This window comes from Spirilliplanes yamanashiensis (assembly GCF_016863475.1).
Lineage (GTDB): Bacteria > Actinomycetota > Actinomycetes > Mycobacteriales > Micromonosporaceae > Spirilliplanes > Spirilliplanes yamanashiensis.
This window is the reverse complement of the sequence record NZ_BOOY01000001.1, coordinates 44,686-59,414: the sequence shown is the minus strand read 5'-3', so window position 1 is coordinate 59,414 and position 14,729 is coordinate 44,686. Positions and strand designations below refer to the sequence as shown.

General features: G+C 74.7%; 14 protein-coding genes and 1 pseudogene. 3 read left to right on the top strand and 12 right to left on the bottom strand.

The features are described from left to right. Positions 1-26: 26 nt before the first annotated feature. From Sya03_RS00285 to Sya03_RS00255, 7 genes are all read right to left on the bottom strand, one after another. Positions 27-1,607, bottom strand: coding sequence for a bifunctional uroporphyrinogen-III C-methyltransferase/uroporphyrinogen-III synthase (locus tag Sya03_RS00285; RefSeq protein WP_203936045.1), 1,581 nt, complete (start codon positions 1,605-1,607; stop codon positions 27-29). Continuing rightward, complete coding sequence (gene hemC, locus Sya03_RS00280; RefSeq protein WP_203936044.1) at positions 1,604-2,521, bottom strand: hydroxymethylbilane synthase; 918 nt, start codon at positions 2,519-2,521, stop codon at positions 1,604-1,606. Before hemC ends, Sya03_RS00285 begins: the two co-directional genes overlap by 4 nt. Further along, complete coding sequence (locus tag Sya03_RS00275; protein WP_203936043.1) at positions 2,518-3,819, bottom strand: glutamyl-tRNA reductase; 1,302 nt, start codon at positions 3,817-3,819, stop codon at positions 2,518-2,520. Before Sya03_RS00275 ends, hemC begins: the two co-directional genes overlap by 4 nt. Further along, positions 3,816-4,556 (bottom strand): redox-sensing transcriptional repressor Rex, encoded by a 741-nt coding sequence (locus Sya03_RS00270; protein WP_203936042.1) that lies wholly within the window; start codon positions 4,554-4,556, stop codon positions 3,816-3,818. The genes Sya03_RS00275 and Sya03_RS00270 overlap by 4 nt, the downstream gene beginning before the upstream one ends. A 287-nt stretch (positions 4,557-4,843) precedes the next feature. After that, positions 4,844-5,485, bottom strand: coding sequence for an HAD family hydrolase (locus tag Sya03_RS00265; RefSeq protein WP_203936041.1), 642 nt, complete (start codon positions 5,483-5,485; stop codon positions 4,844-4,846). A gap of 10 nt (positions 5,486-5,495) precedes the next feature. Then, positions 5,496-5,741 (bottom strand): glutaredoxin family protein, encoded by a 246-nt coding sequence (locus tag Sya03_RS00260; RefSeq protein WP_203936040.1) that lies wholly within the window; start codon positions 5,739-5,741, stop codon positions 5,496-5,498. Then, complete coding sequence (locus tag Sya03_RS00255; RefSeq protein ID WP_275411411.1) at positions 5,738-7,228, bottom strand: AMP-binding protein; 1,491 nt, start codon at positions 7,226-7,228, stop codon at positions 5,738-5,740. Before Sya03_RS00255 ends, Sya03_RS00260 begins: the two co-directional genes overlap by 4 nt. A 367-nt stretch (positions 7,229-7,595) precedes the next feature. On the opposite strand from Sya03_RS00255, the gene Sya03_RS00250 reads away from it, so the two are divergent. The 3 genes and pseudogenes from Sya03_RS00250 (at position 7,596) to Sya03_RS00240 (ending at position 10,975) form a co-directional block, all read left to right on the top strand. Then, the gene (locus Sya03_RS00250; protein ID WP_203936039.1) at positions 7,596-8,540 is read left to right on the top strand and encodes an ECF subfamily RNA polymerase sigma factor, BldN family; all 945 of its coding nucleotides are present in this window, start codon (positions 7,596-7,598) and stop codon (positions 8,538-8,540) included. A 106-nt stretch (positions 8,541-8,646) separates the two neighbouring features. Then, positions 8,647-9,513: pseudogene (locus tag Sya03_RS00245) on the top strand (DUF5667 domain-containing protein); the annotation flags it as partial. A 379-nt stretch (positions 9,514-9,892) separates the two neighbouring features. Beyond that, complete coding sequence (locus Sya03_RS00240; protein WP_203936038.1) at positions 9,893-10,975, top strand: hypothetical protein; 1,083 nt, start codon at positions 9,893-9,895, stop codon at positions 10,973-10,975. Between the two features lie 52 nt (positions 10,976-11,027). Here the strand turns inward: Sya03_RS00240 and Sya03_RS00235 are convergent, their stop codons facing one another. The 5 genes from Sya03_RS00235 to Sya03_RS00215 all read right to left on the bottom strand — a co-directional run bounded on the left by Sya03_RS00235 (position 11,028) and on the right by Sya03_RS00215 (position 14,553). Then, positions 11,028-11,708 carry a hypothetical protein gene (locus tag Sya03_RS00235; protein WP_203936037.1) on the bottom strand — a complete coding sequence of 227 codons (681 nt, stop codon included), beginning with the start codon at positions 11,706-11,708 and terminating at the stop codon, positions 11,028-11,030. A gap of 109 nt (positions 11,709-11,817) precedes the next feature. Beyond that, positions 11,818-12,825 (bottom strand): lysophospholipid acyltransferase family protein, encoded by a 1,008-nt coding sequence (locus tag Sya03_RS00230; protein ID WP_370871909.1) that lies wholly within the window; start codon positions 12,823-12,825, stop codon positions 11,818-11,820. After that, entirely contained in the window at positions 12,822-13,928 is a 1,107-nt protein-coding gene (locus Sya03_RS00225) for an NAD-dependent epimerase/dehydratase family protein (protein ID WP_203936236.1), read from the bottom strand. Before Sya03_RS00225 ends, Sya03_RS00230 begins: the two co-directional genes overlap by 4 nt. 108 nt (positions 13,929-14,036) lie before the next feature. Further along, positions 14,037-14,138: a 30S ribosomal protein bS22 gene (locus Sya03_RS00220; protein WP_007465623.1), complete on the bottom strand. Its 102-nt coding sequence runs from the start codon at positions 14,136-14,138 to the stop codon at positions 14,037-14,039. 205 nt (positions 14,139-14,343) lie between these two features. After that, positions 14,344-14,553 carry a helix-turn-helix domain-containing protein gene (locus Sya03_RS00215; RefSeq protein ID WP_203936036.1) on the bottom strand — a complete coding sequence of 70 codons (210 nt, stop codon included), beginning with the start codon at positions 14,551-14,553 and terminating at the stop codon, positions 14,344-14,346. Positions 14,554-14,729: the final 176 nt, after the last annotated feature.

Here is a 14,729-nt window from a genome sequence, read left to right as displayed (position 1 = left end):
GGCCGGGGCGGCCCGTCCGACGGACGTCAGCGGAAGCGCAGCGCCGTGGGGCCCTGCACCTTGGAGCCGCGGCGCTGCTTCGCCGGCATGGCGGCCAGCTTCTCGCGCAGCTCGACGGCGTACTCGGCGAGCGCCTCGACCAGGTCCGGCACCGAGGCGTGCGACGGCTGCACGTCGACCCGCAGGCCGAACTCGGTGGCCGTCTCGGCGGTCTTCGGGCCGATCACCGCGACGACCGTGCGGGCGTGCGGCTTGCCGGCGATGCCGACCAGGTTGCGCACCGTCGAGGACGACGTGAACAGCACGGCGTCGAACCCGCCGCTCTTGATCGCGTCGCGGATGTCGGCGGGCGGCGGCGCCGCGCGCACCGTGCGGTACGCGGTGACGTCGTCGACCTCCCAGCCGCGCTCGATGAGCCCGGCGGCGAGCGTCTCGGTGGCGATGTCGGCGCGCGGCAGCAGCACCCGGCCGACCGGGTCGAGGATCTCGTCGTGCGGCGAGAACTCGGCCAGCAGGCCCTCGGACGACTGGTCGTCGGCCGGGATCAGCTCCGGCTGGATGCCGAAGTCGCGCACCGCGGCGGCGGTGGCCTCGCCGATGCAGGCGATCTTCACGCCGCCGAAGTGGCGGGCGTCGAGGCCGTGCTCGGCGAACTTCTCCCACACCGCGCGGACCGCGTTCACCGAGGTGAAGACGACCCAGGCGTACCGGCCGTCGACGAGGCCCTTGACGGCGCGCTCCATCTGCGCGGGCGTGCGCGGCGGCTCGACGGCGATCGTCGGCACCTCGCACGGGATCGCGCCGTACGCGCGCAGCCGGGCGCTCATCGCGCCGGCCTGCTCCTTGGTGCGCGGGACCAGCACCTTCCAGCCGTACAGCGGGCGGTTCTCCCACCAGCCGAGCTTGTCGCGCTCGGCGACGGCCGGGCCGACGGTGAGCACGGCGCGGCCGGTGAAGCCGAGCGCGGCGGCGACGAAGCTCTCCACCGTGGAGCCGGTCGTGTACTGGGTCTCGCCGGTGCCGTCGCCCGTGATGCCGACCGGCGTGCCCGGCTCGACGCCCGCGGCGAGCAGGCCGTCGCGGACGGCGGCGAGGTCGCCCGCGTCGACGGCGACGGCGAAGCCGCCCCGCGCGACGGCCGCGGCGAGCGCGTCGAAGTCCAGCTCGGCGACGTCGTCGATGTCGGCGGCGGTGCGCACCCCGGCCAGCGGGACGCCCGCGTACGCGGCGACGCCCTCGGCCTGGCCGATGCCGGGCACGACCTCGAAGTGCACGGCGGTGCGGGCGACGGCCTGCACCTCCTTGACGACGGCGTCGTGGCCGAACGGGTCGCCGGCGACCAGGTGCACGGCCGACAGGCCGGACTTGGCCGCGGACAGCAGCACCTTGGCGACGTCGCCGGGGCCGCCCTCGGCGGGGCTGAACTGGGCATCCGGCTGGGCCTCGGCGCGGATCGCGTCGAGCAGCGTTTCGGGCACGCCCCGGTCGTACACCACCTGGTCGGCGTCGACCAGGGCCTCGTGTGCGCGTCGGGTCAGCAGCCCCGGGTCGCCGGGTCCGGCGCCCACGAACGCGATGCGTCCGACGGGCTTGCGCGTGCGGGTCATTCTGTGCTCCCCATCAGGGTGTCGGCGCCGTTGTCGAGGAGATCGGCGGCGAGCGCCTTGCCGATCTCCGCCGCGTCGGCGGGCGTTCCGGTGCGGGACAGCCGGATGTCTCGGGCCCCATCCAAGCTGAACACCGCACCGCGCAGGTAGATCTCGTCGCCGTCGTCACCTTCGGCGACCTCCGCATATGCCGCGACCGGGGCATTGCACCCGGCCTCGAGCGTGGCGAGCAACGACCGCTCCGCCGTGACGGCGGCGCGGGTCGGTGCGTGGTCGAGTGCGGCCAGCAGCTCGACCAGTTCGGTGTCGTCGGCCCGGCACTCCACCGCCAGTGCCCCCTGGGCGGGGGCGGGCAGCATGAGCATCGGGTCGAGCGTCTCGGACAGCTCGGCGGTGCGACCGAGCCGTGCCACCCCGGCCCGCGCGAGGACGACCGCGTCGAGGTCGGCCTGGGGGCCGAGCACCCGCGCGATGCGGCTGTCGACGTTCCCGCGGATCGGCGTGACGCGCAACTGTAGGCCCAGAGCCTCCAGTTGCGCGATTCGGCGCACCGCCCCGGTGCCGACGGTGGCGCCGGGCGGCAGCTGGTTGAGCAGGAGGCCGTCGCGCGACACGAGCGCGTCGCGCGGGTCCTCGCGCGGCGGGATCGCGGCGATGTGCAGCGCCGGGTGCCCCGCCGACGGCAGGTCCTTGTACGAGTGGACGGCCACGTCGATCTCGCCGGCGAGCAGCGCGTCGCGCAGCGCCGACACGAACACGCCGACGCCGAGCGTCGCGACGGGCGCGCTGGACGCGTCCCCGGCGGTGACGATGCGGACCAGCTCCACCGGCCGGCCGGTGGCGGCGGTGATCGCGTCGGCCACGTGGGTGGACTGGGCGAGCGCGAGCGCGCTGCCCCGGGTGCCTAGCTTCATGCGGGATCACCGATCTCGGGGACGGCGTCGGCCTGCGTCGCCGTGGGCACGTCCAGGTCGAACAGCTCGCGCAGCAGGGCGGCGTACTGGTCGCCGCCCGGCTCGGCGGCGAGCCGGCGCACCCGCACGGTGGGCGAGTGCAGCAGCTGCTGCACGACCCGGTGCAGGGTGTGCGCCACGTCGGCGCGCTGGTCGTCGGTCAGTTCCGGGCGGCGGGCGGCGAACCGGCGCAGCTCGGCGGTCACCACGTCCTCCGCGCGGGTGCGCAGGGCGGCCACGGTGGGGGCGATGTCGGCGCCGCGCAGCCAGCCGAGGAAGTGCTCGACCTCGCCGGCGACGATCTGCTCGACGGCGGCGGTCTCGGCGGCGGCCGGGGCGGCGCGGCGGCTGGCGGCCAGCGCGTCGATGTCGACGACGTGCACGCCGGGCAGGTCGACGGGCTCGACGTCGCGCGGCACCGCCAGGTCGAGCACGACCAGCGGCTCGGTGCGGCGCGCGGCCACCTCGGCCAGCATCGGCGCGGTCAGCACCGGCTCGGGCGAGGCGGTGGCGCAGACGACCACGTCGGCGGCGAGGACGGCCTCGGGCAGGGTGCCGAACGGCACCGCGACCGCGCCGTACGCCTCGGCGAGGCGGGCCGCCCGGTCGGCGCCGCGGTTGGTGACCCGGACCGGGGCGACGCCCGCCCGGGTGAGCGTGGCCATGCTGAGCGCGCCCATGGCGCCGGCGCCGACGATCAGCGCGGAGCGCCCGGCGAGGCCGTCGGCGAAGTGGGTGGCGGCCACGTCGAGGGCCGCCGTGACGACGCTCTGGCCCGCCTTGTCGATGCCGGTCTCGGCGTGCGCGCGCTTGCCGACCCGCAGCGCCTGCTGCATCAGCTCGTGCAGCAGGCGGCCGGCCGAGTCGGCCTCCGTCGCCACGTGGTACGCGTCGCGCAGCTGGCCGAGGATCTGCGCCTCGCCGACCACCATCGAGTCGAGCCCTGCCGCGACCCGGAACGCGTGCCGCACGGCCGCGTCGTCGTAGTGCACGTACAGGTGCTTCGCCAGCTCGGCGGACGGCAGCCCGGACTGCTCGGCGAGCACCGCGCACACGTCGCTCAGGCCGCCGTGGAAGCCGCTGACGCAGGCGTACACCTCGACGCGGTTGCAGGTGGACAGCACGACGGCCTCGCCCACGTAGGGCTGGGCGACGAGCCGGCCGAGGATGGCGGCGACGTCCGGCTCGGGCACCGCGAGGCGCTCGAGGGTGCCGACCGCGGCGGTCCGGTAGGACGCGCCGACGACGAGGAGGTTCACGACCCGACCGCCTCCTGACCAGAGGTGCCGGCCGCGCGCCCGCCGGGCAGCGCGGTCAGCGTGGACTTGCGGTGCTCGTGGAACGACAGGATCTGCAGCTCGATGGCGAGGTCGACCTTGCGCACGTCGACGTTCGGCGGCACGGACAGCACGCACGGCGCGAAGTTGAGGATGCTGGTGACCCCCGCGGCGACCAGCTGGTCGGCGACCGCCTGCGCGGCGGCGGCCGGGGTGGCGATGACGCCGATGGCGATGGCGGTCTCCGCGGCGACGGCGGGCAGCTCGTCGATGTGCCGCACCTGCAGGCCGTGGATGCGCTCGCCGATCGTGGCCGGGTCGGCGTCGAACAGGGCCACGACGTGGAAGCCGCGCGAGGCGAAGCCGTCGTAGCCGGCCAGGGCGTGGCCGAGGTTGCCGACGCCGACGAGGGCGACGGCGCGGCGCTGGGTGAGGCCGAGGACGTACTCGATCTGGTCGATGAGCAGGGCCACGTCGTAGCCGACGCCGCGGGTGCCGTACGAGCCCAGGTGGGACAGGTCCTTGCGCAGCTTGGCGGAGTTGACCCCCGCGGCGGCGGCGAGCCCCTCGCTGGAGACGGTCTCGTAGCCGGTCTCGGCGCAGTGGTGCAGCGCCCGGAGGTACTCGGGCAGCCGGGCGACGGTCGCCTCCGGGAGATCCGGGAGGGCCGGGACCGCGCCGGCGGGGCCGGACGTGCTTCCGGGTCGGTGCTGGCTCATGAGACTCCGTGCCGACGGCTGGTTTCTGCTGCGGTGAGCCCGCTCGCGTCCGTGGGAACCGGCTGTGGTAGCGGGGCTCGTCGGAGCTACAGAGTAGGCGCTTGTGAAGACGTGCACAAATCGCGATCTTGGTGGCGTAACTGGACAGGGACCGGCTCTCCATGCTAACGACCGCTGACGCGATCGTCCGCCTGTGAGCAGCGCGATCCCTGTTCCGGAGTATGGCCCAACGGGCGTCCCGATCGCCAATCGCGGACGCGCTTCCGACCGATCGGGGGTCGGATCGCCTACAGGGTCGTGGCCAGCTCCACGGCCTCGACCAGGGTGTCGGCGGCCGGGTAGCCGGACGCGCGCAGCCGCTCCGGATCGGTGAACCCGCCGGTGTAGAGGACGACCGCCGCGCCGACCGCGTCCGCGGCGTGCGCGTCGTCCAGCGAGTCGCCGATCAGCACCGCCCGCTCACCGGCGACGCCCAGCTCGGCCAGGTGCGCGGCGAGGTGGCCGGCCTTGAACCCGCCGCCGACCGCCGCCTGCAACCCGTCGACGCGGGCGAACAGGCCGTTGAGCCCGTACGACTCGACGGCCGGCACCAGCTCGGCGTGGAACCACATGCTCAGCAGCGACTGGTCGCCGGGCCAGGCCTTGATCGCGGCGGTGGCGTCGGCGGCGAGCGAGCAGGACGTCAGCCCCACCCGGTACGCCTCGTGGAACACCTCGTCGAGCCGCTGGAACTCGTGCGCGTCGACGACCCGGCCGAGCACCTCGCCGTAGTACTCGGCGATCGGGCGGCGGAACGACCGCCGGTGCGAGTCGGCGTCGACCTCGGGGCCGCCGATCGCGGCGAACGCCGCGTTGGTCGAGGAGACCACGAGGCTCAGGTCGTCGAGCAGGGTGCCGTTCCAGTCCCAGACAAGGTGATCGCGCGCCATCCGGCGAACATTAATACGGCGGCGCGCCCGGTGGCCGGGCCAGGTCGCGCCGGAGCCGGTCCTCGTCGATGCGCCAGTACCCGTGCTCGCGGCCGTCGAGCAGCAGCACCGGCACGCGGTCGGAGTACTCGCGGACCAGCTCGTCGTCGGCGTCGACGTCGAGGCGGGTCCAGGGCTCGCCGATCCGGTCGAGGGCCTGCTCGGCGACCTCGCACAGGTGGCACCCGGCCCGGCTGATCAGCGTCAGCCTGGTCACGTCGCGTCCCGCAGCTCGGTCTTGCGCACCTTGCCGATGGCCGAGTGCGGCAGCTCGTCGACGACCTCGATGCGGTCGGGCCGCTTGTACCGGGCCAGCCGGGCGGCGCAGTGCTCCGCCAGGTCGTCGGCCGGGCCGGACAGCACGACGAAGGCGCGCACGGCCTGGCCGGTGGCGGCGCTGGGCACGCCGACGGCGGCGGCCTCGCGGACGGCCGGGTGCTCCTCCAGGACCCGTTCGACCTCGCGCGGGTAGACGTTGAAGCCGTTGACGATGATCAGCTCGCCGACCCGGTCGACGAGGAACAGCTCGCCGTCGGCGTCGGCCAGGGCGATGTCGCCGGTGCCCCACCAGCCGTCGGCGTCGGGCCCGCCCCGGCCGTCGGGCCAGTAGCCGCTGAACAGGTTCGCGCCGCGCACGACGATCTCGCCCGGTTCGGTGCCGGCCGGGTCGCCGGGGTCGACGTCGTAGTCGTCGGTGGTGGCGTCGGGGGCGCGCAGCACCAGCTCGACGCCGGGGACGGCCCGGCCGATCGAGCCGGGCTTGGCGTCCGGTGACGGGTCGGTGGCGGTGAGCACCGGGGCCGTCTCGGTGAGGCCGTAGCCGATCCGGATGGCGGTGTGCGTCTCGGCGTGCCAGCGGCTCAGCACGTCGGGGTCGAGCGGGGCGGCGCCGCAGACGGCCTCCTCGACGGTGGCCAGCCGGCCCGCGACGCCGGGCTGGGCGAGCCACGCGGCGTACATGGACGGCACGCCGACCAGGACGGACACCCGGTGCCGCTCGACGGCGGCGAGCGTGGCGGCGGCGTCGAACTCGGCCACGACCACCCCGCAGGCGCCGTGGTAGGCGACGGAGCCGAGCCCGGAGTTGAGGCCGTAGGCGTGGAACATCGGCACGGCGAGCAGCACGACGGACCGCTGGTCGACGACGCCGAGCCCGGCGAGCTGCTCGTGGTTGGCGACGAGCGCGGCGTGGGTGAGCATCGCGCCCTTCGGCCGACCCTCGGTGCCGGAGGTGTAGAGCAGCACGGCCAGGTCGTGCGCGTCGACGGCGGGCAGCGGCCGGTCGCCGCCGGCCGGCAGGTCCGCCGGCACGCAGGTCAGGCCCGGCAGGTCGAGGGTGCGCCCGACGAGTACCGAGGCGCCCGCGTCGGTGAGCACGTGGCGCATCTCGGGCTCGGTGTAGCCGGGGTTGACCGGCACCGCGACGAGCCCGGCGCGCATCGCGCCGAACAGGGTGACGGCGAAGTCGGCGCCGTTGGGCAGGGCGATCGCCACCCGGGGCGGGTGGGCGCCGGTGCGCGGGCCGGCGAGGGCGAGCAGCGCGCGGGCGGCGGCGTCGACGGCGGCGTCGACCTCGGCCCAGGTGCGGATGTCCTCGTCCGGGCCGGGGGTGATCAGGGCGGGATGGTCGGGGCGCATGAGCGCGGCCCGGCGGACCGCTCCGGCGAGGGTGTGGGGGTGGCTCGCCGTGTCGGGGGTCTCCACCGGGCGAGTCTGGCACACCGGCCGACGGCGCCGCTCCGGCCGTGTTTAGGGCGGAAAGTCCGTTAACAGCCGTGAACGACTAATTTCGCACAGCGCACACAGTGTGCGACGCCGCGTGTGCGTCGGCGGAAATACTTCCCCTCGAGTAACGGACTCCACGCCTTTGGGTGATGTCGCCGCTGTCCGTGCGGCGGTTAACTTGCCCTCTTTGTGGCGAGTTGTCACACCCCTCTCCCCCCGAGGAGGCCGCAGTGCCCGTTGGTCGGCTGATGCACCTGTGTCGCCCGGCGGCGCCCCCCGAACCACCCGCCGGGGACCGCGCCGAAGCAACGGCACACCGGACGAGCTGCCGGGTGGAGGAGGCCCCGTGAGCCATGCGTTCCCCCTGGACCCGGTCGACCGCGACGTCCGGAGTGCCCGTCAGGCCCTCAACGAGGGCCTGACGTCGTTGCACGACACCATCGCCTGGGCCATCGCCGGCGACGGCCCGAAGCGCACCCGCAACCGGCCGCACGTCAACGAGCCGCCGGGCCGCAACCAGTCCCCCGCCGGCAACGTGCGCCCCGTCGGCGGCCGCGTCGTCGCGCCGGGCCGCCCGCAGATGCCGGGGCAGCGCCCCGCCGGGACGGGCCCGCTCGACGTGCCGGCCCCGCCGGTCGCCGACCAGCAGTCCGTGGTCGTGCCCGCGCAGAGCACCACCGGCCCGCCCGCCGAGCAGCCGCGGCCCGCCCGCCCCGACCGGGACGACCCGGCCGCGCACGTGTGGGCGCTGGTCGAGCGGGCGCAGGCCGGCGAGTCGGAGGCGTTCGGCCTCATCTACGACCGGTACGTCGACACCGTCTTCCGGTTCGTCTACTTCCGCGTCGGCAACCGCCAGCTCGCCGAGGACCTCACGTCCGACACGTTCCTGCGCGCGCTCAAGCGCATCGGCTCGTTCACCTGGCAGGGCCGCGACCTGGGCGCCTGGCTCGTGACGATCGCCCGCAACCTGGTCGCCGACCACTTCAAGTCCGGCCGGTACCGGCTGGAGGTCACCACCGGCGACGTCCTCGACGCCGACCGCGAGGACCGCGGCCCCGAGGGCAGCCCCGAGGCGGCCGTCGTCGACCACATCACGAACGTCGCCCTGCTGACGGCCGTGAAGCAGCTCAACCCCGAGCAGCAGGAGTGCATCGTTCTGCGCTTCCTGCAGGGGTTCTCCGTCGCGGAGACCGCGCAGACGATGGGCAAGAACGAGGGCGCCATCAAGGCCCTGCAGTACCGGGCCGTGCGCGCACTGGCCCGGTTGCTGCCGGAGGGCTTCACGCTGTGACGACCGGCGAACTGGAAACATTGTTGCCCGTAACCGCGCGCGCCCGTCGGGCGTTTGTCCGGGTGCGACCGGTCGAAGGCGGCCGGTCCATCACCAGCGAAGGGAGGTGCCCGCGGTGAGTCTGGACTTCCTCGACCGCCGGCGCGCCGAGCGCTTCGCGCAGCTTTTGGACGAGACCAACGGCGGTCCTCGGCACCACTCGCACGGTCGCGGAGACGACGACCTCGCCGAACTCGCTGCGGTCGGCAACACCCTGACCGCGATGCGACCGGCGGTGCGGACCGAGGTCGACCGCGAGTTCCGCCAGGACCTGCGCGCCATGCTCATCGCCACCGCCGAGCGCGAGGGGATCGGTGTCACCGCCGCCCCGGGCACCGCGGAGATCGACGAGCCCCGCCGCCGTTTCAGTCTCGGCGCCGGCTCCGGCCGGCGTCTGCGGGCCCGCGGCGCGATCGTGGCCGGCGTCGCCGTCGGCGCCGTCGCCGTCTCCGGCATGTCGTTCGCCAGCGAGGACGCGGTTCCGGGCGATGCCCTCTACGGCGTCAAGCGCTCGGCGGAGAAGGCACAGCTCGCGCTCGCCGGCTCCGACGTGACCCGCGGCCAGCTGTTCCTCGGCTTCGCCCGCAACCGCCTCGCCGAGGCGGCCGCGGTGCAGGCCGGCGGCACCCCGCTGACCACCGTGCTGGGCGACATGGACCGCGACACCCGCGAGGGCGTGCGCCTGCTGACGACGTCGGCGGTGCAGCGCAAGGACCCCGCCCCGTTCGCCGTGGTGGACACGTTCGTCCTCGGCCAGCGCCGCCAGCTCCAGCCGCTGCTCGCCCGCGTCGGCCCGGCCGACCAGGAGGCCGCGGTCACCTCGATCACCCTGCTCGACGCCATCGAGCGTCGCGTCGCCGGCCTGCGCAAGGGCCTCGACTGCGGCACGACCGGCGCCGACGGCCTCGGACCGCTGCCGCGGACCTGCTCGGCCGCCCCGCAGGGGATCGAGAAGGGCTCCGGCACCGGCAAGTCGACGACCGGCAAGCAGGGTCAGCAGCGCGAGCAGGACGCCGAGCGCGGCACCGGCTCCGACCAGCAGGGCACGGGCCCGGCGACGGGCACGGGCACGGGTACCGGCAGCACCGGCGCCGGCACCGGGACGGGCGCCACGGCGGACGAGGTCCCCGGCGGCGGCCAGACCGGCGCGGCCGTCCCGGACGGCGAGCCGTCCGACGGGGCCGAGGCCCCCGCGCCGCAGCCAGGAGCCGAGGACGAGGGTCTGATCGGCCGCATCTTCGGCGGCATCCTCGGCTGACATCGCACGACGCACACGGCGGAAGGGTGGCCCGGCGGGCTACCCTTCCGTCGTCATGCCGTCCTACCTCAGCCGCGCCACGGTGGCGCTCGCCGTCGCCCTGACCGCCGCCGTCGCGCTCATCGTCCTGGCCCCCACCGGCGACCGGGCGCCCGCGGCGCGCACCGGCCCGGTCAGCGCCGCCGAGCAGTGGCCGGGCGCCACCCGCGCCGACATCCCCGGCTCGGTGCCCGACGGGCCGTCGTACCAGCCGGTGTGGTTCCTGTCCGCCACGGACAGCATCGGCACCGCCCCCACGCCGGACGCGAGCGCGCTGCGCCTGCTGCGCCGCGCCGCCGACGGCACGGTCACCGAGCTGCACCGGGTGCCGCTGTCCGGCAACCCGACGTACGGGGGCTTCACCGCGTCCGCCGACACGTTCGCCTTCTCGGTCTCGGTCGCCGACGGCGGCACCACGCTGTACGCGCTGCCGCTGGCCGGCGGCGCGGTTCGGCGGCTCACCGGCGACACCGGCGACATCGTGTTCTTCAACTCGCAGTACGACATGGTCATCGCCGAGGGGCGGCTGCACTGGGTGGCGGTGGCGGCCGGCGACGAGCCCGCCACGGAGCTGCGCTCGGTCGCGCTGACCGGCGGGGCGGTGCGCACGACCGTCCAGCGGGGCGCCTGGGCGCGGGCGGCGTGGCCGTACCTCGTCAGCGCGAGCAATCAGCTCGGGCCGGTGCAGGTGCGCAACCTGGCGACGAACCGCGTGACGGAGGTCGCCACGGGCGGCACCGAGCTGGCCACGTGCAGCTCCGCCTGGTGCCGGGTGCTGGTGCTCGCGGGCGACGCCCCGGCGCGCACCGACCTGATGCGGCCGGACGGCACGGACCGGCGGCGGGTCATCGGCGGCGACGGCAACGCGGCCACGGTCGACGTGGCGATCCTCGACCGGTTCGAGATCGTGTCGGCGGCCGGCTCGGACAACGGCACGACCAGCAGCCAGCAGCTTTTCGTCCACGACCTGACCACGAAGGAGACGGTCCAGGTGGCGACGGGCGTGGGGGTGGTCATCTGCCGCGGCGGGATCCTGTGGTGGTCGACGGGCGACGTGGACGACACCGTCTGGCACACCCTCGACCTGCGCACGGTCTGAGAGGGGGGCGGCCCGGGCGCCTCGTCCCGCGCCCGGACCGCCCCGGCTCACCTCAGTAGCGCAGCAGCGCCCGCACCGTGCCGCAGCCGGCGGGGGCGGTCGCCTCCATCGGCAGGCTCGGGTCGAGGTCGCTGACGACCGGGCCGTCGTACGCGCCGGAGCCGTTCTTGTCGACGCCGTGCACCACGAGCACCGCGTTGCCGGCCCGGATGGCGGCGGCCGCCGCCGGGTCGACGGTGATCGTGCGGTGGTACGTGATCCGGCCGCGCGGGGCGGTCGGGAACCGGTCGATGGCCAGGCCGCTGGCCGGGCTGGTGTCGCCGGAGGTGGTCAGCGACGTGACGATGTCGCCGTAGAACGGGTGACCCTCGGAGACGCTGACGAAGCCGTCGTCGTTGCTGTCGGCCGCCCCGGTGGGGCAGGTGCCCCGCGCGCCGGCGTGGAAGTGCATGGCGTGCGGCGCGTTGCGGACCAGCCCGAACGCCGAGAGCCGCACGTCGGCCTTCTGGCCCTTCAGGTGGACGGTCGCCACGCCCCAGGCGTCGGAGCCGTTGAGCTCGCGCACCTTGGCGAAGCCGAGCGTGGAGCCCGGGTGCACGGCCACGGCCGCGCCGGCGCCGGCGCCGGACCCGCCGTGGTGGTGACCGTCGTGGGCCTGGGCCGGCATGGCGGCGCCGGCGCCGAGGAGGGCGGCGGCGCCCGCCGCGGCGCCGATCCTGGTCAGTGTGTTCACGGTGTGATCCCCCCGGATCATCGGGCCCCGAAAGGCCGCTTATCGGGCATATCAACCGTGATTCGGTGCGAGATCACCCCCGGACTGCCGGGTCACCCGAACGGGGAGATCAGAGCCCGAACGGATCCGGGCGATCCTTGAGCAGGTCGTGCAGCGTGGCCTGGATCGTCTCCCGGACCTGGTCGGCGAGGTTGTAGACCACCATCGGGTCGTCCGCCGCGTCCGTGAGGTGCGCCGTCGGGATCGGCGGGCAGAACCGGATCAGCCACTTGCTCGGCAGCGGCACCAGCCCCAGCGGCCCCAGCAGCGGGAACTGCGGCGTCACCGGGAAGAACGGCACGCCCAGCAGGCGGGCCAGCGGCTTGATGTCGGCGAGCAGCGGATACGTCTCCTCCGCGCCGACGATCGCCACCGGCACGATCGGGGTGCCCGTGCGCAGCGCCGCCGACACGAACCCGCCCCGGCCGAAGCGCTGCAGCTTGTAGCGCTGGCTGTAGTGCTTGCCGATGCCCTTGAAGCCCTCCGGGAACACGCCGACCAGCTCGCCCGTGCTCATCAGGCGTTCGGCGTCCGGGTTGCAGGCCACCGTCACGCCCGACTTGCGGGCCAGCTCGCTGACGACCGGCACCCGGAACACCAGGTCGGCGCCGAGCAGCCGCAGGTGCCGCTGGGCGGGCGTCTCGTCCCGCACCGCCACCGTGAGCATCAGGGCGTCCCAGGCGAACGTGCCCGAGTGGTTGCCGACGAGCAGGGCGCCGCCGGATTCGGGGACGTTCTCGACGCCGCTGACCTCGGTGCGGAACCAGTCGCGGTAGAGCAGCTTCAGGATCGGGTGGAAGACGCCGTCGGTCAGCTCCGGGTCGAAGCCGAAGTCGTCGACCTCGTACTGGCCGGACAGGCGGCGGCGCAGGAACGCCAGGGCGGCCGCGACGCGGGCGTCCCACACGTCGCCCGGTCCGTCGGCGACGCCCTGGTGCAGGGGCGCGGGTGGCACCCCGTCGGCTTTCCCGTTCACGTGGCCGTTCACCCCGTTCCGGTGGTGGCCGTTCACCGATTCCGGCCGGAACGACACGCTGCCGGGCAGCACCTGGCGCGCCGAGCGCTCCTCGGCGCTCACTGCCCGGCTCCGGCCCGCGACTCGGCCGCGCGCAGGGCGGCGGCGCCGGCCGCGCGGACCTGCCGGATGCGGTCGAGGACGGCCCGCTCGGCGGCCTCCAGCCGGTCGGCGGTGAGCGCCGCGCCGTCCGGGAAGCCCGCCACGAAGTCGTCGAGGGCCTCGGCGGTGCTGCGCGGGGTGAACCCGAACTCCTTGACGAGCCGGCTGGTGTCGACGACCCGGCCGTGCACGAACAGGTCGATCTGGTCGAGGCCGAACTGGCCGACGCCGACGTTGCGGGCCATGCTCACGGCCGCCGACAGGGCGGGCTCCAGCACGGGCACGGAGATGCGCCCGGCGCGCCGGATGACCTGCGACAGCGACAGCACCCCGGCGCCGGCGACGTTGAACGTGCCGGGGTGGTCCTCGACCACCGAGCGGTGCAGGATCTCCAGCGCGTCGTCGACGTGCACGAACTGCAGCCGGGCGTCGCGGCCGATGACGGTCGGCACGAACGGCAGCGCCAGGTAGCGGGTCAGCGTGGTGTCGGCGGTGGCGCTGATCATCGGCGCGAAGCGCAGCACGGTCGCGGCCACGTCCGGCCGGCGGCGGCGGAAGCCGCGCACGTAGCCCTCGATGTCGAGGATGTCGCGGGCGAACGGGCCGCGCGGCACCGCCCGCGGCTCGGTCTCCTCGGTGAAGACGGCCGGGTCGCGGAACGAGGCGCCGTACGCGGCCGTGGACGAGCGCAGCACCAGCTTGCGCAGCCGCGGGGCGCCCTGGCAGGCGGCGAGCAGCTGCATCGTGCCGATGACGTTCTGTTCCTTCATGGCCGCCCGGCCGCCGTGCTGGGGGTCCGGGGCGCCGTTCACCGCGAGGTGCACGACGGCCTCGGCGCCCAGCTCGCCGATGGCGCGCACGGCGTGGCGGGCGTCCGCGCGGATGTGCTCGACGCCGTCGAGCAGGCCGGCCAGCCGGGCCGACGGCTCGTGCGGGTCGAGGCCGACGACGCGCTCGACGCGGGGGTCGGCGACGAGCCGGGCGGCGACCCGGGCGCCCAGGAACCGGCTGACCCCGGTCACGACGACGACCCTCGGCGGGGTCACGGGCGACGCCGAGGTCACCGCGGCCCCCGGCAGGGGTGCGGTGACCACCGGAACGTCAGCACGAGAGCCTCCCGACGAGGGTCGACAGGGTCTGGCAAGCGACGCGGGGCGGCAACGCCCCGGCCGTCACTTGCCGAGACGGCGACGCTGGACGCGGGTCTTGCGCAGCAGCTTGCGGTGCTTCTTCTTGGCCATACGCTTGCGGCGCTTCTTGACCACGGAGCCCATACGACAGACCTCTCGAGAACGTGCGGGTCGGACCGGTGCGCACGTGGAGGTGACGCCGGCTTCCGAACTGGACAGCGGACCGGACCTCGGGGCGCCCCGCCCAGGGGCACGGGAGCGCGGTCACGGTCGCGCTCCAGGGTAACCGGCGCGCGTCAACAGGGCCAACACGCCCCCTGCGCGAGGGGGCCGCGGCTGCGGTACGGACCTACGCGGACTCGGAGAACGCGCCCTTGAGGTACGTGTGCACGGCGTGCTCCGGCACGCGGAACGACCGGCCGACCCGGACGGCGGTCAGCTCGCCGCCGTGGACCAGGCGGTAGACCGTCATCTTGGAGACCCGCATGAGCGACGCGACCTCGGCGACCGTGAGGAACCGGACCTCGGGCAGTTCCCCGGCGTGCGGTGTTCCCGTCATGGTGATGGCACCGACCCTCTGTGCTCCCGGCGCGTTCATATCGACGCGCGTTTCATCAGTACGGTAGCGGGGCGGCTGTGACCAGCGCGATGACTTCGCGAAAATGGTGTACCGGAAGTCAAGGCGACACACCGTTGATGCGCCGGTTTTCACCCTCCCGCGTTCCGATCGGCCGC

Coding starts and splice junctions, on each gene's coding strand:
- Sya03_RS00215 (WP_203936036.1), bottom strand. CDS start 14,553: ATGACGGGAACACCGCACGCCGGGGAACTGCCCGAGGTCCGGTTCCTC.
- Sya03_RS00285 (WP_203936045.1), bottom strand. CDS start 1,607: ATGACCCGCACGCGCAAGCCCGTCGGACGCATCGCGTTCGTGGGCGCC.
- Sya03_RS00220 (WP_007465623.1), bottom strand. CDS start 14,138: ATGGGCTCCGTGGTCAAGAAGCGCCGCAAGCGTATGGCCAAGAAGAAG.
- Sya03_RS00270 (WP_203936042.1), bottom strand. CDS start 4,556: ATGAGCCAGCACCGACCCGGAAGCACGTCCGGCCCCGCCGGCGCGGTC.
- hemC (WP_203936044.1), bottom strand. CDS start 2,521: ATGAAGCTAGGCACCCGGGGCAGCGCGCTCGCGCTCGCCCAGTCCACC.
- Sya03_RS00240 (WP_203936038.1), top strand. CDS start 9,893: ATGCCGTCCTACCTCAGCCGCGCCACGGTGGCGCTCGCCGTCGCCCTG.
- Sya03_RS00265 (WP_203936041.1), bottom strand. CDS start 5,485: ATGGCGCGCGATCACCTTGTCTGGGACTGGAACGGCACCCTGCTCGAC.